The organism is Pseudoalteromonas sp. AWM4_233 (assembly GCF_056158285.1).
This window is the reverse complement of sequence record NZ_JBSWSZ010000001.1, coordinates 2,661,124-2,680,787: the sequence shown is the minus strand read 5'-3', so window position 1 is coordinate 2,680,787 and position 19,664 is coordinate 2,661,124. Positions and strand designations below refer to the sequence as shown.

At 43.7% G+C, this 19,664-nt stretch carries 17 protein-coding genes; 7 read left to right on the top strand and 10 right to left on the bottom strand.

Features of this window, described 5'->3' with window-relative positions; genetic code table 11:
* Positions 1-42: 42 nt before the first annotated feature.
* From ACXAC4_RS12000 to ACXAC4_RS11965, 8 genes are read right to left on the bottom strand one after another with little or no spacing between them, the layout of a single operon-like run.
* Positions 43-756, bottom strand: coding sequence for a DUF3379 family protein (locus ACXAC4_RS12000; protein WP_475161850.1), 714 nt, complete (start codon positions 754-756; stop codon positions 43-45).
* Positions 756-1,271, bottom strand: coding sequence for a sigma-70 family RNA polymerase sigma factor (locus ACXAC4_RS11995; RefSeq protein ID WP_475161848.1), 516 nt, complete (start codon positions 1,269-1,271; stop codon positions 756-758). The genes ACXAC4_RS12000 and ACXAC4_RS11995 overlap by 1 nt, the downstream gene beginning before the upstream one ends.
* 53 nt (positions 1,272-1,324) lie before the next feature.
* Positions 1,325-2,956 carry a BatD family protein gene (locus tag ACXAC4_RS11990; protein ID WP_475161844.1) on the bottom strand — a complete coding sequence of 544 codons (1,632 nt, stop codon included), beginning with the start codon at positions 2,954-2,956 and terminating at the stop codon, positions 1,325-1,327.
* Positions 2,950-4,836 carry a vWA domain-containing protein gene (locus tag ACXAC4_RS11985; RefSeq protein ID WP_475164116.1) on the bottom strand — a complete coding sequence of 629 codons (1,887 nt, stop codon included), beginning with the start codon at positions 4,834-4,836 and terminating at the stop codon, positions 2,950-2,952. Before ACXAC4_RS11985 ends, ACXAC4_RS11990 begins: the two co-directional genes overlap by 7 nt.
* 2 nt (positions 4,837-4,838) lie before the next feature.
* Positions 4,839-5,837, bottom strand: coding sequence for a vWA domain-containing protein (locus tag ACXAC4_RS11980; RefSeq protein WP_475161842.1), 999 nt, complete (start codon positions 5,835-5,837; stop codon positions 4,839-4,841).
* A complete protein-coding gene (locus ACXAC4_RS11975; RefSeq protein WP_475161841.1) occupies positions 5,830-6,264 on the bottom strand; it encodes a DUF4381 domain-containing protein in 435 nt (144 codons plus the stop codon). Before ACXAC4_RS11975 ends, ACXAC4_RS11980 begins: the two co-directional genes overlap by 8 nt.
* A gap of 3 nt (positions 6,265-6,267) precedes the next feature.
* Positions 6,268-7,215, bottom strand: a complete 948-nt coding sequence (locus tag ACXAC4_RS11970) for a DUF58 domain-containing protein (protein ID WP_349286472.1) — start codon at positions 7,213-7,215, stop codon at positions 6,268-6,270.
* A 2-nt stretch (positions 7,216-7,217) separates the two neighbouring features.
* Positions 7,218-8,174 (bottom strand): AAA family ATPase, encoded by a 957-nt coding sequence (locus ACXAC4_RS11965; protein ID WP_475161839.1) that lies wholly within the window; start codon positions 8,172-8,174, stop codon positions 7,218-7,220.
* Positions 8,175-8,476: 302 nt separating this feature from the next.
* On the opposite strand from ACXAC4_RS11965, the gene fadI reads away from it, so the two are divergent.
* The 6 genes from fadI (at position 8,477) to ACXAC4_RS11935 (ending at position 14,741) form a co-directional block, all read left to right on the top strand.
* Positions 8,477-9,787: an acetyl-CoA C-acyltransferase FadI gene (gene fadI / locus ACXAC4_RS11960; RefSeq protein WP_138562208.1), complete on the top strand. Its 1,311-nt coding sequence runs from the start codon at positions 8,477-8,479 to the stop codon at positions 9,785-9,787.
* A complete protein-coding gene (gene fadJ, locus ACXAC4_RS11955) occupies positions 9,787-12,024 on the top strand; it encodes a fatty acid oxidation complex subunit alpha FadJ (protein WP_475161835.1) in 2,238 nt (745 codons plus the stop codon). Before fadI ends, fadJ begins: the two co-directional genes overlap by 1 nt.
* 192 nt (positions 12,025-12,216) lie before the next feature.
* Positions 12,217-12,786 carry an elongation factor P hydroxylase gene (locus ACXAC4_RS11950; protein ID WP_475161833.1) on the top strand — a complete coding sequence of 190 codons (570 nt, stop codon included), beginning with the start codon at positions 12,217-12,219 and terminating at the stop codon, positions 12,784-12,786.
* A complete protein-coding gene (locus tag ACXAC4_RS11945) occupies positions 12,776-13,903 on the top strand; it encodes an ATP-NAD kinase family protein (protein ID WP_475161831.1) in 1,128 nt (375 codons plus the stop codon). Before ACXAC4_RS11950 ends, ACXAC4_RS11945 begins: the two co-directional genes overlap by 11 nt.
* 8 nt (positions 13,904-13,911) lie before the next feature.
* Entirely contained in the window at positions 13,912-14,187 is a 276-nt protein-coding gene (locus tag ACXAC4_RS11940) for a YfcL family protein (protein ID WP_138562204.1), read from the top strand.
* 104 nt (positions 14,188-14,291) lie between these two features.
* Positions 14,292-14,741, top strand: coding sequence for an MBOAT family O-acyltransferase (locus ACXAC4_RS11935; protein ID WP_475161828.1), 450 nt, complete (start codon positions 14,292-14,294; stop codon positions 14,739-14,741).
* Positions 14,742-14,819: 78 nt separating this feature from the next.
* On the opposite strand, the gene ACXAC4_RS11930 is transcribed toward ACXAC4_RS11935, so the two are convergent.
* Positions 14,820-16,793, bottom strand: a complete 1,974-nt coding sequence (locus tag ACXAC4_RS11930) for a collagenase (protein WP_475161825.1) — start codon at positions 16,791-16,793, stop codon at positions 14,820-14,822.
* 177 nt (positions 16,794-16,970) lie between these two features.
* A complete protein-coding gene (locus ACXAC4_RS11925) occupies positions 16,971-17,825 on the bottom strand; it encodes an HDOD domain-containing protein (protein ID WP_475161822.1) in 855 nt (284 codons plus the stop codon).
* 190 nt (positions 17,826-18,015) lie between these two features.
* Between ACXAC4_RS11925 and ACXAC4_RS11920 the strand changes: the two genes are divergently transcribed.
* Complete coding sequence (locus tag ACXAC4_RS11920; RefSeq protein WP_421963124.1) at positions 18,016-19,566, top strand: AbgT family transporter; 1,551 nt, start codon at positions 18,016-18,018, stop codon at positions 19,564-19,566.
* Positions 19,567-19,664 lie beyond the last annotated feature (98 nt).

Here is a 19,664-nt window from a genome sequence, read left to right as displayed (position 1 = left end):
AAAAAGGCGCATTATGCGCCTTTTTTTGTTTTTGTATAAAGCCTATAACCAGCGGAGCGCTTGTTGTACGTCCTCTTGATAGTCGTTGACCGGTGAATTTCTGTCAGCAACCAAGATCATGTTGGCTTTATCTTCACTTGAGATCACACCTGCAAAACGCGCATCGTTAAAATCACCCAATTGCTTGTCTTGAATGTCACCTGAGTGCGGTACAACAAACACAGTGATAGGACCGTGATCTGACTGGAATATTAGGTGTAAACTGCGCTGCCCTTTAAAATGACAAAAAGTCGCATAGGTCACTTTGCCAGGTAAGGACTCAAATTTAGCACCTAACATGGCAAGTTTCTCATTGACCGCTTGTAGACCAACCTCTTTGTCACGCTCTAGCGCTTTTACTTCATAATAAACATGCGCCAATGCATGTTCACCAGCCTGAAGGTCATTTGAACCGCCCACACTTAAGAAGTATAAGCTGACTGCTAACGTGATTGATGCCGCGGTGGCAAAAGGTTTGTTAAAACGGCCAAACCAGCCCTGCGTCACATTACTTGCAGGCGTGTCTTTGGTTTGCGTCATCAGCTTTTCAGTGAGATCTGGTGGCACAGGTATATCAAGTGCTAGGTTTATTTTGTCGTCTAACAACAACAGCTCATCTAACAGCTTTTGATGTTCAGGGTTTTGCTGTGCAAACGCAATGACTTCTGGATCGTTGGGATCGGCAAATGCGCGACGACGAAATTCTAATTCATCCATCAGTTTGTGGCCCCCGTCATGGTCTGTGGTTGAGACATCAATGCCTCTTTCAATTGGTTGCGTGCGCGATAAAGACGCGTCATTACAGTGTTCTTGTTCAGCTCTAAAATCTCAGCTATTTCATCACCAGAGCACCCCATAACAACTTGCAAAAGTAACGGCTCTCTATATTCAATCGAGAGCTGACTTATTTGTCTTTGGATCACCGTTTGTTCCATCTCTGAATCTAATGTGGTGCTTTGGTTATCGACTATGGTGTCGTTGTCGACATCGGCATAATCGAATTGTTTACGTTCAAATCGTCTTGCATTTTCGCGACGTACTATGGTTAATAACCAAGGTTTTACCGCTTTCTCATCTTGTAAAGAATCTAAAGCTCGCCACGCACGCAAAAACGTCTCTTGTACTAAGTCTTCTGCTACAGTCGGATCTTTGCTAAGCCAGTAGGCAAAGCGATAAAGCTCCGTCTGATACAGCTTAACCAACTCTTCGTAGCGTTGTTGTTTTTTGGTCATACCCAATAGACCTTAGTAAGTAAGTTTTTCTTACACACTTTTCATAAAAATTTTCAGTACAGAGGTTGTAGCGAGCTACGTTTCTGATCTGCTTGGTTTTTCTCAATTTGAGATATGAGCTTAGCAATTTTCTCAAGATTTGCAGAAGCCGTCCCTTCACTATAAAGGGCTGCTTGTAAGTTTACAATTTCTGCTTTTAGCTCAGCATTATCTAACTCTTTTAGCCACTGGCTAAAAGAGGTTGAAGTGAGCTCCGTAGTAACAAACTCACTTATTAACTGATAAAAACGCGTTTTATCGTTCGCTTTAGCCGCTTGTGTTAACAAGCTCAAACTCATTCTTGGTTTAAATGTGTCATTGGTTTCAGTTTCAATCTCTGGTTTTTTTCGACCGATAAAACCAAGCCAAACAAAAATCAAAGTAAAAATCCAAAGCACATAGCCCGATACCAAAATGCCCCAATCAAGCAATGTCTTTTCAACGGGAACTTCAACAATTGTTGGCTCGATTACCTGTTGATTTTGCAATGGTGCTGTCATGTTTGGTATAACCGGAGTAGTTTGATTCGGATCAACAATAACGGTCAGTGTACGAGCTGGCAAGGTCGCATATTGCACACGGTTAATCACAGTATTGAACCAAGGCAGTTTTACTTCAGGTAGGGTGTAAGTGCCTGGTGTTTGTGGCACCAACGCATACGAGCTGACAAGTTGCGAGATCACCCGACCATCACGTGCAAGTTGGTTACGCTCGCTCTCATCAGGGTAACTTCTAAAGCCGTCAACTTCTGGCAGGCGAATTTCAGGCAACTGCTCTTTGGTCACGCCTAATGCGGTCAGGGTGATAGTACGCGTGATTGGTGTGCCAACCACCACTTCATCAGAGATAGGCTGAAACTCTTCACTTAAATTGACTAACTCACTGGGTAACCATGCGCCATTGTAGGTTTCAGGTACAGGTTGCACATCAATTGATTCAGCTTTGCCCATCGCCGAGACCGACATACGGCGATAATTCTCTCTAACTTGACCATTAAAAATTGGCGGCTCGATAGTATATTCACCACTTTTTTGAGGTTGAAGTAGATACTCTCGGCTAATGACCATATAACGGCGGCCATCAACCACTTCATAGTCTTCTTTTTGCTTACCAAGAAGTGTGACTTGCGCGTCTTCCATTGCAGGCGCAGATAGTTGCCCGTCTAATAAGTCTTTACCTAAATAAAGTTTAACCGTGTAAAGACCTGCTTGTTGAACAAACAGCTTGCTTGGCTTTAACTCGGTTTTGATAAAGATGTCTTTTTGTTCATTGGCATCGTTACTGCGTGCAACCACTTTTAGTTTGATTGGGTCGCTACCTTTACCTGAAACAGTAAAAGCTGGAATCGTAATGTCGCCCGCTTTACGCGACATGAGTTGCATTTGCCATGTGGTTTCACTACTCGCCTGACCATTGATGATACGGGTGCTGGAGCCGGTATTGATTGGGCCCATCACAAATTGTCTCGCTAAAGCGCTGGTATCTGGCTGCTGACCTGATACACGGCCATCGGCTGAAATAGTTAGTGTAAAATATTCACCCACTAAAACAGGGTTTCTGTCGACCGATGCGGTTAACTTGTCAAAAGCGACGCTCGCTGTGCTGAACAGTAAAAATACACAGACAATATAAAAACGGGTTACCATGATTGTTTAGATCCTCCAAGGCGACGTTGTTGGGCTCTTTTTTGGGCCTCTAAGCGCATTTTGTTTCGTAATAGAATGGCAGGGTCATCAGGTACTTTCCTGAGTAGCTGGTTTAACTGCTGCGCTTTTTCTTTTTCTTCAGGGGTCATTGGCTTAGCTTGAGCCGATTGCATCATTTGCTGCTGACCTTGTTGTTCATTATTTTCAGTGGCTTGTTGCGGCTGAGGTTGGGCTTGTTGCTCAGATTGCTCACCGTCTTTTTGCTCGGTTTGATCTTGCTGCTGTTGTGCATCGGCTTGCATATCAGGCTTGTTTTGCTGATCAGAGTTTTGCTGACCCGAGTTTTGTTGTTCGGCATCTTGATCTGATTGTTCGCCTTGTTGCTGGTCAGATTGCTCGCCAGACTCGCCTTGCTGCTGGTCTTGTTGACCTTGCTCAGACTTGTTTGATTGACCTTGTTGATCTGATTGCTCACCTGATTGCTGTTCTTGATCACTCTCTCCATCTTGAGATTGATTCTGTTGTTGCTGCTCTTGTTGTTGCTTCATTTGCTCTAACAGGGCCTTGTTTTCTTTGGCTTGGTCAAAGTCAGGGTTTTGCTTAAGTGCTTGCTCATAGGCGGCAATGGCTTCATCCAGTTTGCCAAGTTGGGCAAGGGCATTACCATAATTGTATTGACCAATCGCCGAGGGGCTGTTTTTCAATGCCGCAGCGGCTTGCTCATACTGACCTTGTTTATAAAGTGCAGCACCTTTTAAATCAGTGTTATCAGCAGAAGCTGCTTTTTCAAACTCTTTAGATTGATATGCAGATAAGGCATTTTGGTCGGTATTTTTAAACCATGTCTGCCAATCTGCAGCATAAACAGGTTGAGACAGAGGCAGCATAAAGTACATTGCACATAATACCAAGGCCGATTTACGCAGGAGTAACAATGCCAATGGGATCAATAAAATTAAGCCATATTTACCCGCATCAATGCGCCAAAGTATTTTGTTTTCCTCATCGTTTTGATCAGCTTCGTTGGTGCTTGCCGTTGGCGCAAATACTTGAATATCTTCAGCCCCAGGTGTGTAAGCCGAAAACTGACCACCACTGATAGCAGCAAGGTTTCTAAGGGGCGCCACATTCAACCTTGGAATGACTATTTCACCGCTGCGACCTTTCATAAATCCGCCTTCAGGCAAGGCAATCGGCGCACCTTGCGCGGTGCCGATGGCATAGATGCTTAATGTAAACTTACTGCTTTGCATGGCTTCTCGAACTTCGTCGACATCACTTTGATCAAGCCCATCAGTAATTAAAATAATCTCGCCTTGTATGTACCCCGCTTGAGACAACAGTTGCATAGCTTGGTCAATACCTGCATACACATTTGAGCCTTTGCTAGGCATAATCTCAGGGCTAAGGCTTGGAATTAAATTACTTAATGTACTGGCGTCAGAAGTCAGTGGAGATACGGTAAACGCATCACCCGCGTAGGCAACCAACGCGGTTTCGCCTTCTTTAAACAGCTCGACCATGTCGAGTGCTTTGAAACGCGCTTGGGTGAGTCTGTCAGGTTTAATGTCGGTGGAGTACATCGAATAAGACATGTCCATCACAACCACACGCGCTTGTTTTGACTTAAATACCGGCACTTCTTGTTTTTCAAAACTGGGGCCTGCAATAAAAATAATGCATAGCAAGGTAAATAGCGCCAGCAGCCATGGGTTTGCTTTTTTGCTTGCTTTACCTTCGGTTAGCATTGCATGGGCTAAATGCGGCGCAATTAATCCAGATTTATTGTTACGGCTTTTATTGAGCACTTGTACCATGGTTAAAATGGCCCAAGGGATAATCAAAAGTAACAGTAGGGGTCTTAAAAATTCAAATTCCATCATTAAGCCTCCTTACCCGAACGTGAAAACAGTCGTGTAATATTAACGTACAGTTGATTAAGCATCAGTAATGCCAGCGCCGCTGCTAGAGGCCAGAAGAACAAGGCGATTTGCGGTCTGAAGGTTTCATTTTCGTCACTGATTGGTTCTAGTTTATCTAGCTCTTGATAGATTTGCTGAAGCCCTGCGACATCTTTTGCTCTAAAATATAAACCGCCAGTTTCGGTGGCAATTTTATTTAACGTGGTTTCGTCAATGCTGCTGCCGCCAATCCCGCCCATGCCAAATAGACTAAAGCCGCCTCGACCATCCGAGCCAACGCCAACGGTGTAAACTTTAATGCCTTCTTCGCGAGCTAAAATAAGCGCTTCATCAGGCTCCAAGTTACCCGCGGTATTTTGACCATCGGTCAGCAATATGAGAATACGGTTACTGTCTTGCTTTTGGCTGAAGCGTTTTACGGCTAGACCCAAAGCGTCACCAATTGCAGTGGCACGACCTACTAGGCCTATTTGTGATTCGCTGAGCATTTGACTCACCGTATCTAAGTCACGGGTAAGGGGGGTTTGTAAAAAGGCAGTATCGGCGAATAAAATCAGACCCAGGCGATCGCCCTGACGCTGCTCGATAAAGTCACCTAAAACAGCTTTCACCACCGATAGCCTATCAACATAACGACCTTGGTACTCCATATCTTGCTCTGTCATCGAACCCGATAAATCCACGGCCAGCATGATATCGCGACCTTCATTAGGTAAAGTAACAGGGTCGTCTAAGTATTGTGGGTTAGCTGCAGCAATGACCAAACATAACCAAACTAGGGCTTCGAACCAGTTGGTTTTTTGCTTTGACTCTTTGAGGCTAGGCGCCAGTTTAGAAAACTGGGCAAACACAGGCATACGCAGCCTTTGTTTAGCTTGCTCTGTACTAATGGTAAAACGCCTTAAAATCCAAGGTAGGGGTAACAGTAAAAACGCCCAAGGCCAGCTAAATTCAAACATCAATGGCCTCCTTGAGTTTTAGATTTTTGATGGCGTTAAAGAGTTGCTTGGCTAATTCAGGGTTGTTGTTTGGGCCATATAAGCTGTGTAAAGCATGCTCAGAGATATCTTCACCACTGAGTTTATTTAAAATGCTTTGCCACTTTTTAGTAGGCAATGAAGTCAATGGCGCACCGTAATAATGTTTTACGAGGCGTTTTAAGATTATATGCAGTTGCTGCACATCATCACTTTGCTGCTTAGCCAGCTCAATGGCGGCTTTTTTGGCTTTTAAAAATTGTTGGCGCTTATAAAGCCACATGCCAAGTGTGATAAGCAAAATAAGTGAAGTGATTATCACTGCCCAAGTTGGCAGCGACAATGGCCACCAAGCCACCTGCTCTGGCGGTAAAACATCATGAAGTGCGTCGAGAGGTGAAGCTTGCATCGGTTAAAGTCTCACTACTTGCTGTTCAATAGGATGGGCTGCCGAAAAGTTCAACATGCTCATGCCCGTGCGTTGTAATCGTTGAAAGCGTTGGTTAAACACTTGCGCAGTTTGCTCGGCAAACTTGTCTCTAAATTGTTTATTCATCAGTGGCAGCGTCCAAGATTGGCCTTCGGCATCGACCTTGATGGCATCTTGGTAGGCAGGCAACTGATGTTCGAACGGATCACTTATCTGACAACCAATCAGTTCACAGTGGCGCGCCAGACGTTCAAGCTGTTTGAAATCGGCCTCTTGCAGGTGATTAAAGTCAGAGATGAGATAAATTAAACTACCCGGTTTGGCTAAGTGCGTTAGGCGTTTTAAGTTATCGGAAAACCGATTCTCAGCGTTTTGTTCACGATTAGAAAAGGCTTGTTTGTGAATGTCGACCAATTGATGACTTAATGACAGCACGCCTTTGTCGCGTGCAGTGGGTTTTAATTCATGGTGGGCGTATTCACTAAAGACAATACCGCCTAAACGGTCACCACGTTGACATGCTGACCAAGCCACAAGCGCACTTAAATGTGCGGCTTGCACAGATTTCAGTAACAGCTGCGAGCCGAACAACATACTGTTTGATAAATCGGTAAACACAAACACTGGTCGCTCTTTTTCTTCTTGATAGAGCTTAGTGTGAGTGATGCCTGTACGGGCTGTGACACGCCAGTCGATGGCACGAATGTCGTCACCATATTGATATTGGCGAACTTCAGCAAACTCCATCCCGCGACCTTTATGTGGCGCAAGGTATTGGCCTGCTTGGCTGCTTTGAATGCGCTTTTTCGGCTTTAACGACAAAAGGTGTGCTTTAGATTTGTAGTAAAGCAATTCTTTTAAGTCGAGCTCGGCGCCATTACTGTGGCACTGAGTTAACCACTGTGCGGTATCGAATACGGCTTGTTGCATCATTATGGCACTGGGACTAGTTCAAGAATACGGCTGATCACTTGATCTTTACTGATACCATCAGCCTGCGCTTCGTAACTTAAAATAATGCGGTGACGCAATACATTATGCAGTACTGCTTGAATATCATCTGGCGTCACAAAATCACGTTCATGTAACCATGCGTGTGCGCGGGCACATTTATCAAGGGCGATAGTGGCACGCGGGCTGGCGCCAAACTCAATCCAGCGACCCAGTTGCTCATCAAGTTTTGCAGCTTCACGAGTTGCTATGATCAGTTGAACAAGATACTGCTCTAGCGGCTCAGCAAGATGCATCGATAACACTTTCTTACGTGCTTCAAACAAGGTGTTTTGACGAATGGCGGTGAAATCAGCTTGATGCTCTTCTAGGGCTTCGCCTCGAGTTAAACGAAGGATGGCAAGTTCGTTCTCAGCGCCCGGGTAGTCGATGTTTAAATGTAATAAGAAGCGGTCTAATTGTGCTTCCGGCAGTGGATATGTCCCTTCTTGTTCCAGCGGGTTTTGCGTTGCCATAACCATGAACAGATCTGACAGCGGATAAGTGTTCTTACCAACCGTCACTTGTCGTTCAGCCATCGCTTCTAACAGCGCTGATTGCACTTTGGCTGGTGCACGGTTAATTTCGTCGGCCAAGATCAGGTTGTGAAATAGCGGGCCGCTTTCAAAAACGAATTCATTGGTTTGCTGACGATAAATGTCAGTACCTGTGACATCCGCAGGTAATAAGTCTGGGGTAAATTGCACACGTTGGAAGGTGCCTTCTATGCCTTTAGCTAGGGCGTTAACAGCACGGGTTTTTGCAAGTCCCGGCGGGCCTTCAACCAATAGGTGGCCGTCTGCAAGCATCGCAATAAGTAGCGCTTGGGTCAGTTCTGGTTGACCAATAATCTGCGTATCTAAATATTTTTTCAGAGCTGAGAATTCATTTACTGCCATGGTTTGTCCTTTGCTGACAAAATTTTTGCTTAATTTATAAGGATTCTATCGTTACTTCTCAAGTGTTTGCTATCAATAAACACGAAATTTAAAGGAAGATTACGATATTGATTAGACTGCGTCATATCAAATAGTTCCCTTGTTTTGTAAAGATATTTTGCGTCTGGTTAAAAAAACATCTAGGGTTGAGTTTGGTGCTCAATTTATAGCCGAATTAAAATTTTTATTGGCATATTTTTGTTGGTTGTTTAGAATCGATGTAAATTCAACAGGTCAGACCTGTCAGCGGGAGAGCAAATTCAATGTCTGAACAAAACATACTAAAAACAAGAAAAGGCGATAGAATCGCGATTGTCAGCGGTCTTCGTACCCCATTTGCCAAGCAGGCAACAGCATTTCACCATGTTCCAGCGCTAGACCTAGGCAAACTTGTCGTTAATGAGATGCTTGAGCGTCTTAACTTTGATAAAAATGAAATTGATCAACTGGTTTTTGGTCAAGTAGTACAAATGCCTGAAGCGCCAAACATCGCGCGTGAAATTGTATTAGGCACAGGTATGCCAGTATCGGTCGATGCCTACTCAGTATCTAGAGCGTGTGCGACCAGCTTCCAAGCCATTGCCAACGTTGCTGAGTCAATTGTGGCGGGTAACGCCCATGTTGGTATTGCAGGTGGTGCTGATTCTTCTTCTGTATTGCCAATTGGTGTAAGTAAAAAGCTAGCTGGTAGCTTAGTTGATTTAAACAAAGCGCGTACATTAGGCCAGCGCTTGAAAATCTTCAGCAAACTTCGTCTTAAAGATTTATTACCTGTACCGCCAGCTGTGGCTGAGTATTCAACTGGTTTATCTATGGGCCAAACGGCTGAACAGATGGCTAAAACCCATGGTATTAGCCGCGCGGATCAAGACGCATTAGCACACCGTTCACATTCATTAGCAAGTAAAGCTTGGAACGATGGGCTACTAGCTGACGAAGTGATGGCGGCACATGTACCACCTTATAAGTCTTTCATCGAACAAGATAACAACATTCGTCATAACTCAACCATTGAAGGTTATGCAAAGCCTCGTCCTGTGTTTGATAGACAACATGGCTCTGTAACTGCTGCAAACGCCACACCATTAACAGATGGCGCAGCAGCCGTACTGATGATGAGTGAGAGTAAAGCTAAGGCGCTTGGTTATGAGATCCTTGGTTATGTTCGTAGTTTTGGTTTCTCAGCAATTGGCGTACACGAAGATATGCTAATGGGTCCAGCGCACTCAACGCCTATCGCGTTAGACAGAGCGGGGATCACCTTACAAGATTTAGATTTAATTGAAATGCACGAAGCATTTGCTGCGCAAGCACTTGCGAACATGAAGATGTTTGGCAGTGATAAGTTTGCGCAAGAAAAACTGGGTCGCTCGAAAGCGATCGGTGAAATTGATATGGATAAGTTTAACGTTAACGGTGGTTCACTGGCTTATGGTCACCCATTTGCAGCGACTGGCGCACGTCTTATCACACAGAGCTTAAATGAATTAAAACGCCGTGGTGGCGGGTTGGCACTGACAACTGCATGTGCTGCAGGTGGTCTTGGTGCGGCCTTCGTATTGGAGAGTGCATAATGTCAGTATTTAGTTATGAGCTAACGGATAGCAAGGTTGCAGTTGTAACCATTGATGTTGCCGATGAGAAAATGAATACCTTGCGTGCAAGTTTTGCTGATGACCTATCGGCAATCTTAAAGCAGGGCCGTGATGATAACATTACAGGTATGGTGTTCATCAGTGGTAAAAAAGATAACTTTATCGCAGGTGCTGATATCAAAATGCTAGATAGTGCAAAAACGCGTAATGATGCGTTAGAGCTATCAGAAATGTGTCAGCAAGCTTTCTTCACTATGGCAAATCAAGCATACCCGACGGTTGCTGCAATCCATGGTGCAGCATTAGGCGGCGGCCTAGAGTTTGCCCTTGCCTGTGATTACCGTGTATGTACAGACAGCGACATCACGAAACTAGGTTTACCAGAAGTACAGCTAGGTTTATTACCTGGTGGCGGCGGTACACAACGTTTACCAAAACTAGTGGGTATTCAAAAGTCGCTAGAGTGGATGCTTACAGGTAAGCAAGTACGTGCTAAGCAAGCTAAAAAAACAGGCCTTGTGAATGATTGTGTACCACAAAGTATCCTGCTTGATGTGGCAACCAAGTTTGCTACAAAAGGCAAAGCAAAACCATCTCAGCCTAAGTTAGATAAGTTAAGCTGGGCGCTTGAGTCAAACCCATTTGGTCGTAATATCATCTTCAAAAAAGCAGAAGAAGGTGTACTAAAGAAAACCGGCGGCCATTATCCTGCACCAATTAACATCATTAAAGCTGTGCGTGCCTCTGTTGAGCTTGATCCAATGAAAGCCTACAAAACGGAAGCAGAAGGGTTTGCTGACTTAGTAATGACCGAGGTGTCAAAGTCACTTCGTGGTATTTTCTTCGCGACCACTGAAATGAAAAAAGACTACCAAGACGATGTTGCAAAAGTGAAGCGTACAGCGGTACTTGGTGGTGGTTTAATGGGCGCAGGTATTGCCCATGTAAGTGCGGTTAAAGCGAAAGCCTTAGTGCGCGTAAAAGACGTGGCGCAGCAAGGTGTGAGCAATGCACTAAACTACAGCTACAAGATTTTATCTAAGCGTCAGAAGCGTCGCATCATGTCTCATGCCGATGTGCAGCAAACTATGAACCGCATTACGGGCACAACCGATTATTCGGGCTTTAAGCACGTTGATATGGTGATTGAAGCGGTGTTTGAAGACTTAAACCTTAAGCAAAGTATGGTGGCTGAAATTGAACAAAACTGTTCAGCAGAAACTATTTTTGCTAGTAACACGTCGTCACTGCCGATTGCGCAAATTGCTGAAAAAGCAGAACGCCCAGAGAACATCATTGGCTTACATTACTTCTCACCAGTAGAAAAAATGCCATTGGTTGAGATCATTCCTCACGATGGCACTTCTGAGCAAACCATTGCGCGTACGGTACAATTTGCCCGTAAGCAAGGCAAAACGCCTATCGTGGTAAAAGACAGAGCAGGTTTCTACGTAAACCGTATTTTAGCGCCTTACGTGAACGAAGCGGCAAATCTATTGCTAGCAGGTGAGCCAATTGAGAAGATTGATGCCGCACTGGTTGAATTTGGTTTCCCAGTTGGCCCACTGGCATTACTTGATGAAGTAGGTATCGACATCGGCTCTAAGATTGCACCAATTCTTGAAAAAGAGCTGGGCGATCGCTTCAAAGCACCCGATGCGTTTAACCGTTTAATCGACAGCAAACGTTTAGGTCGTAAGACAGGTCGTGGTTTCTACAAGTACGACAAAAAAGGCAAGAAAGTCGATGAGTCTGTATACGAGTTACTTGGTGTAACACCAAGTCCACGCTTGAATAAGAAAGAAATCGCAGATCGCTGTGTGTCTTTAATGCTAAATGAAGCAGCACGCTGTTTAGATGAAGGCATTATTGCTAACGAACGCGATGGTGATATCGGCGCAATCTTTGGTATCGGTTTCCCACCATTCTTAGGCGGTCCTTTCACTTACATGAACAAGATGGGGATTGAAAACCTGTGTTCACAGTTAGCAACGTTCGCGAACGACAATCCTGTTTTCACGCCTGCTGAGTGCTTAATGCCAGCAGAGACTGTTAAGCCTGAACTTGAAGTGGTTGCTGAAGCAGAAGACGTTATCGAAACGCTAACTGAAGAAGTTAAGACTGAAGAAGAAAAAGTTGCAGTGGAGCCAGAGGCTGTAAAAGCGGATGAATCTAGCGCTGATGACAACTTAAAGGCGACAGAAAAGCCAGCTTAATAACAAGATAACTAAGTTATACAAACAGTTATTTCCCTACATTGTTTTGAATCTAAAGGCGTCGTCAGACGCCTTTTTTCATATCAACAGAAATGGATGAGGCTCATTTTTACTTTCACGGTAAAAAACCTTACAATGCGGCGCAATTATCGACACTATCATTTAGGATCTTTAGCCCCTTTGATACACCCAATGACAAACCCAATATCGCATCACATTTCAGAACTGACGCAAATCTTTGATGGCCTATTCTCTGAAGCGTACAACACGCGCTTGATAAAAGGTGAGCATGAGCCGATTTACCTCCCTGAAAATGCCGACATCCCATACAACCAAGTGGTTTTTGCCCATGGCTTTTATGCCAGTGCGCTGCACGAAATCGCCCATTGGTTAGTGGCAGGAGAGCGTCGTCGCGAGCTTGAAGATTATGGGTATTGGTATTGTCCTGACGGTCGAAGTGCAGAGCAACAACATGAGTTTGAAAAAGTCGAAATCAAACCGCAGGCGATTGAGTGGGCGTTAAGCGCAGCGGCTGGGTTTGAATTTAATGTGTCGGTCGACAATTTAAATGGTGAGCAAACCTGTCGTTTTAGCTTTCAAAAGCGCGTACAGGCACAAGTGTTCGAGCTATTAGAAAAGGGCTTTAACATTCGCACCGAAGAGTTATTAAAAGCACTGAGTGACTTTTATAAAACCCCATGGCCGTTAACTGAAGCACAGTTTGATTGGCAGTGCCCAGAGGAGTTTTTAGATGCAGTTTAAACTAGGATTGATCATTAACCCAGTTGCAGGCTTGGGTGGAAGTGTAGCACTAAAAGGCAGTGATGGCAGTGACACCGCAGCCAAAGCGATGGCATTAGGTGCTGAGCCAAAAGCCAATGCTCGAACGGCATTAGCCCTTGAACAACTAAAAGAAAACCAAGCAAACATCCATGTTTATACCGTCAATGGTGAAATGGGCGAGCGACTGGCTAAAGAAATGGGCTTTGAGACGTATGTGGCTTATCAAAGTGCCACTCCGACAACCCCTGAAGACACTGAAGCAGCAGCAAAAGCGCTGTTAGCCGAAGGTGTTGATATGATCCTATTCGCAGGGGGCGATGGCACTGCGCGTAATATTTGTGCTGCCGTTGATGACTCAATTCCTGTTTTAGGTGTACCTGCTGGCTGTAAAATTCACTCTGGCGTATATGCAATTACACCAAAGGCTGCGGGCCGAGTCGTCGATATGCTGGTAAAAGGTGAGCTTGTCACTTTAGGTGAAGCCGACGTGATGGACATTGACGAAGAGGCATTTCGTCAAGGTACGGTAAAAGCGAAACGCTACGGCGAAATGCAAGTACCAAGCGAGTTACGCTATGTGCAAAGCGTTAAAAATGGCGGTAAAGAGAGCGATGAATTGGTGCTTGCGGATATTGCTGCTTACGTGATCAGTGAGATGGAAGATGATGAGCAATATATCATGGGCTCAGGCTCAACAGTTGCAGCTGTTATGGAAGAGCTTGGCCTTCAGAACACCTTATTAGGCGTAGACCTTATCTGTGATCATGAGTTGATAGGTCAAGACATGATTGCTGCAGATTTATTGGCTGCGGCTGAAAAAATGTCAACCAAATTAGTGATAACTTTAATTGGTGGGCAAGGCCACATCTTTGGCCGTGGTAACCAACAATTAAGCCCAGCGCTCATTCGCAAAATTGGCAAAGAGAATATTTTGGTCATTGCTACAAAGACCAAGCTGCAAGCGCTGAATGGCAGACCGCTCATCGCCGATACTGGTGATGAAGCATTAGATAAAGAATTAAGTGGTTACATCAAAGTGATCACAGGCTATAACGACCACGTGATGTATGCCGTTGGCCACGAAGAATTAAACTAGGAGATAAAATGTTATTTCAACAATACGTAGAGTCAGCGCAGCAGTTTTTTGATGATTTAGTAGATAGAGCCAGTGACGATGAACTATTCGCTGGTGGTTACCTGCGTGGTCACTTTGACTTGGCTGTCGGTTACGCACAGGTTGAGGGTGAAGATTTAACACCTGAAGAGCTAAACGAGCAAATCGAAAAAAGTTTGGTCAAAGCGTATCGCAATGGCGAACTCACAGAAGATGACAAAACTCACGTTGTTAATATCTGGGAGCAAGTTAAAGGCTTAGCTTGACCTGAGTTTTAACTGTCAAATTAAAATAAAAAACCGCGATTATTTCGCGGTTTTTTGTTTTTGCGATAGGGTAGAATCAGTAGTTGAGCTTAGTAGGAGACTAAATGGCAACTAAAATCACTTTGGCGCAGTTCGTAAAGCTACGTAATGGCGTGCCCTTAGGCCATGCTGACTCTTTAAAAAACATGTTATCTCGCTCTCTAGGTGCAAGCTCTTTTGCTCAGTTCTGGCAATATTGGAATCCAGTGTGGGGCTACTACTTATCCCAATTTGTTTATCAGCCAATTAAACGTTTCTTTGGCAAGTCAATTGCGGTCGTTGCGACTTTCTTCGTCAGTGGTTTTTTACACGATTTAGCCATTATGCTGGTAAAGCAGCAAAGCAGTATTTTGCTGACTGCGTGGTTTGCTTTCATGGGACTCACTGTAGTTCTGAGTGAAGCCGTAAAACTGAGATATGGCGCATTACCTTGGTTTGTCAGAGCCCTAATAAATGCAGGCTTTATAGGTGCTAGTTTTTATGTCGCTAAGCAATTATTGAGTTGGGTGCTTTAAAAAGTAAAAAAGGCCATCTACTTGCGAAGATGGCCTTGAATACACTGTAATGAACAATGTTAACTCAAAGGGAAATTGTTAATCTTGTTGCTTAGCTTTTAGCGCATTTTCATGCCAGTACTGCCAATGCATATGTGCTTTGTCTTCAACTAAATGTTTAGGTTGTAAGTAGTCTTTGTACGTATAGCGATAAAACTGACGCGGCTTTTTCGGATCTGTTTTAGCTTCGTCTTTTGTTTGATCTGCTTTATGTGCTTGCAACCAAGTTTTGAATTCAGCGCCATATTTTTTACCAGACTCATCTAGCAGCTTTTTATAGCCATCGAAGAAGTCGGTGCGTAAGAAGTGCGCCAGCTTTAAATAATCGTCACGGTGCTTTTCAAACATAAAGCGCACCGCTAAATAACCCCATTTATACACGCGGTCTTGCCCATCTTTATATTCAGTGTCGAACACCTCTTGTAGGCTCGGCCAGTCTTTCTCATCAAGCTCAAACGCTTTTTTAAATGCGCGCGGATTATTGTCGCCTTCAGCAATATATTCGGCTAAGCCCTCAGACCACCAAACCATGTTGCTTGGGAAATGGTTAAACGTGTCGTACTTATTGAAGCGGCCATCTAAATAATGCACAAACTCGTGATTTAGATTCCATACCGCAAACTTAGGGCGCACCCAAAAGTGCTCGAAAGTATAGAAGGTTGCGATGTTATCTGGGTCTTGGGTTGTACCTTCGATATACATGCCGCCATTGTCAGTGTGAATATCAAAGATAAGTTGGCCCCAGCGGTTGTACTCGGCGTGGTTGTCAAAGATCACGATACGAAGTTGGTCGTTGAAATCATTCGCTACAGGTTGGCGTTGCGTTGCGAGTTTCTCATGGAAGGTATCAACTTGCTCATTTAGACGCTGACATGAATTATTGAGCTCTTTGTTGCTCATCGCTTGCGCTAAGATGTAAGCACTTTTTGAGCACTCATGTTTAATCGGTAATACATCGGCAATTTTAGGTTCAATACAACGACCTTCTAACGGTGCTTCACTACACTCTGACTTACCTCTAAATGACGTCACCACATAAGGAATGCTGTACAGAGTCTGCTTTTCAAGCTCTGTAAGCGTACTGTCTTTGCCAAGCGCTTGCCAAACTTGGTTGTCGAGCTTTTCTAGTTCAGCTTCAACTGGCAAACTGCTTTTATCGTCGTTTAGACTCTTTTGGGCTTCTTCGTCTAAGGTGTAGTATTCGTTCCAATACTGCGTGACGTATAAGTTGTAATGCTGAGCTAGCGCCCATAGTGCGTGTTGCTTAGGCCAGTCATCTCCCTCTCGTACTGAATTTTTGCTGCTAATAAAATTAACTAATGTGGTTTGTAAAAGGCTTTGTTGTTGAACGGCATCCGAAAATGCTTCTTTATTTTTACGCCTTGCTTCATAAAGCAGGACTGCGCCGGCTCTTAGTACTTCCCACATCGCGTAATCGACGGCTTTGCCCTTAGAGGTATTACTTTGAGGCAATGCGCTTTCACCGTAAAGCGCAATTAATTGGCTGAGTGGTTGAATGTGCTCGGCAGTTTTACCTTGTAGCGCCTCATTGAAGTATAAACGAAATAGTGCAGTGGCGTAGTTTTCATGAATGCGAGCAATCGTCTCGTCGATGGTGTAAAAGTCATTATGCTCAGCAATGGCAAGTAAGGCTTGGTTTAATGACTCAGCAGTGCCTGCTTGCCAGTCTTTAGCAGGACCAAAGCTACTAAAAATGCGAAGGTAATAGGTTAAGCGCTCTAATTTTTGGCCTGTTAAGCCATATAGTTTTACTTCTTCACGAATGGCTTCTGAGACAGCAAGCAACAAACCTGCTTGGTGATGATCAAATTGAGTGCTCCATAAAGTATCAAGCTCTGCGTTAACAATGTTTTGCACCGCAATTTGGGCTTCATCACTTACGACGACAATAGACGCTTTTGATTCATCTGATGTGTTTTTGGTATCAAGGGTATTACAGCCAACAAGGCCAAGTGCGACACTGGTCGCTAATGCAAATGCTCTTATTTTCATTGTTATCTGCTCAATAATAAATATTGAATACAATATACATATTTTTGTGGTAGTAGGAAACCTTGTTGGGATAAAACAACTAAAGTTCTGGTTAAATGAATTTAATATACGGGAAGGATAAGAGTAGAGCTAACTGAGTTGTTAGCTCTAAACGTTAAAATAATTAGCTTTTAAAAACTAACCAAACTTCTCTTGAAAATAATCTTCAACATCTTCTTTGATGTCTTGGTAATCATCTTCTTCCAATTCGAGCGCATTTAGCACTTTGTCTTTGATAAATGGCCAGTCAGGGTCGGCAATAAAACGTTTTTGAGTATGCACAAGGTTTTCGGCCATTTTTAATGTCGCGAGGGTCATGTGCTCTTCGTCTGTGTGCTTTTCAGTGAAATACTCGGCATCGTGATGGCGTAAAATAAGCTGACAAGTACTCTTTGGTAGGTGCCAACTGCTCGCTAAGAAGTACCCGATCACCGCATGGTTGGTTTTATAGGCTTCTTCTTCGTGTTGAACTAAGTTTTTATCATAATCTCGGTTTGCTGCACCGAGCACTTTTACATAGTTGTTATATTTTACTGCAAGCGCTGGAATACCTGCGTCATGGAATAAACCTAACATATGCAGGTTTTCGGTAGGCACTTTAGATTTTATTTTCTTGCCAATTAACGTTGCGACATCAGCAATTTCTGTCGCTGTATCCCAAAAGCGCTCAAGTTTGATACAACAACTTTTTTGGTCGAACGCTTGTTTTAGCAAGAAACCCGTCACAAGTGTGGCGATACTGTTTAAACCTAAAAACATCACCGCTTGGCGAATATCAGTAATGGTTCTTGCAAGGCCATAGCTTGGTGAGTTAATGACTTTTAATACGGCTGCTGAAGTCGCAACGTCGGTTGAGATTAAATTTGCGATGTCATTCAAATCAGGCTCTGGATCTTTGAGCGTTTGCTGAAGCTGAGTCAGCAGTTCTGGTTTAGGTGGAAGATTAAAACCAGATTTAATGTCTTTAAGCACTGAATCATCAATATCTATCATGGTAAGTCGGATCCCTTTAATGATTTGTGCATATTGTAGTGGAATTTTAATTCCTAATTATTGCGATAACGCAAAAAAATAATTTTATGGTTATTAACTAAGCGGATCGTATTGCCTTTGGGGACGTTATCTTGCTTGATAGTAGCAATCTAAGTTAAGGTTAAGTAATTTTGTTTTATTGGAAGAAAGCATGACTCAACAAGCGAATACGGCTCAGCCAACCGGTGCTGTGGCCAAGTTTCTTAATGGTATCGAACGGGTAGGCAATAAACTACCTGATCCAGCCATTATCTTTTTATCTGCCATGTTATTAATATGGTTACTTTCTTGGTTATTTTCAAGTACGACTTTCGATGCAATCGATCCACGTACTGGCGAAGCAATCGTTGTACACAATCTGTTAAGCGGTGATGCACTGGCAGGTTTCTTAGCCTCAATGGTTAAAACTTTCACAGGCTTCGCACCATTAGGTGTAGTACTAGTAGCTATGTTAGGTGTGGGTGTTGCTGAGCACTCAGGTTATATCAATGCTGGCTTAAAAATGATGCTTAAGCGCACGCCGCAGGCATTACTAACACCGTCAATTATTTTAATCGCGATCGTGAGCCACACAGCCACTGATGCAGGTTATGTATTGGTTATTCCAATTGCGGGTGTAATTTACTATGCCATGGGCCGTCACCCTCTAGCGGGTATTGCTGCGGCATTTGCAGGCGTAAGTGGTGGCTTTAGTGCCAACTTCGTACCATCTGGTATTGACCCATTACTACAAAGCTTCACACAAAGCTCTGCACAAATCATTGACCCAACAATTGCGGTTAACCCGTTAAACAACTGGTTCTTCACCTCTGCGTCGAGCGTATTTATCATCCTACTAGGTTGGTACATCACTGATAAAATCATTGAGCCACGTTTACAATCAACAAAAGTAGATGGCGATACTGACAACCTACCTTCTTTTGATGAAGTCACTTCTAAAGAGCGTAAAGCATTCTTGGTTGCATCTTCAGTGATGATTGCAGGTCTTGCATTATTAGCTTATGCATCAAGCGGTGAAGACTCAGCTCTTCGCAGTCCGAATGGGTCACTGACTGATTTTAGTGCACCGCTTATGCAATCAATTGTGCCACTTATCTTCTTACTATTTTGGATCCCTGGTGCCATCTTTGGTTTCATGGTTGGTACTTTTAAGTCATCGAAAGACATGATTGATGCCATGAGTAAAGCAATGGGCAGTATGGCTTACTACATTGTTATGGCGTTCTTCTGTGCCTTGTTTATCTCTGCGTTCAGCCAGTCAAACCTTGGTGCATTATTGGCAATTGAAGGTGCGGAAGTACTTAAAGCACTTGCTTTACCAAGTTACATCACTGTGATTGGTATCATTTTCTTAACTGCATTTGTTAACTTATTTGTTGGCTCAAGCTCTGCAAAGTGGGCGTTACTAGGTCCAATCTTTGTGCCTATGCTAATGCAACTTGGTATTTCACCAGACTTAAGCCAAGCGGCTTACCGTGTTGGTGACTCAAGCTCAAACATCATTACACCGCTTATGCCTTACTTCCCGCTAGTGGTTGTATACTGTCAGAAGTATGTGAAAGACACAGGTATCGGTACATTGATTGCGATGATGCTACCTTACTCAATTGCTTTCTTAATCGGTTGGAGCTTGTTCTTACTGGCTTATTGGGGTCTAGGTATTCCACTAGGTCTGCAATCAAGCTACACCTACCCAGGTTAAAGTTTAAGAGATAAAAAAACGCGCCAATAGGCGCGTTTTTTGTGGCAATAATACTTAGAAAGTTTCAGGGCTATGCTATGGTTAAGCAGAGAATAAAG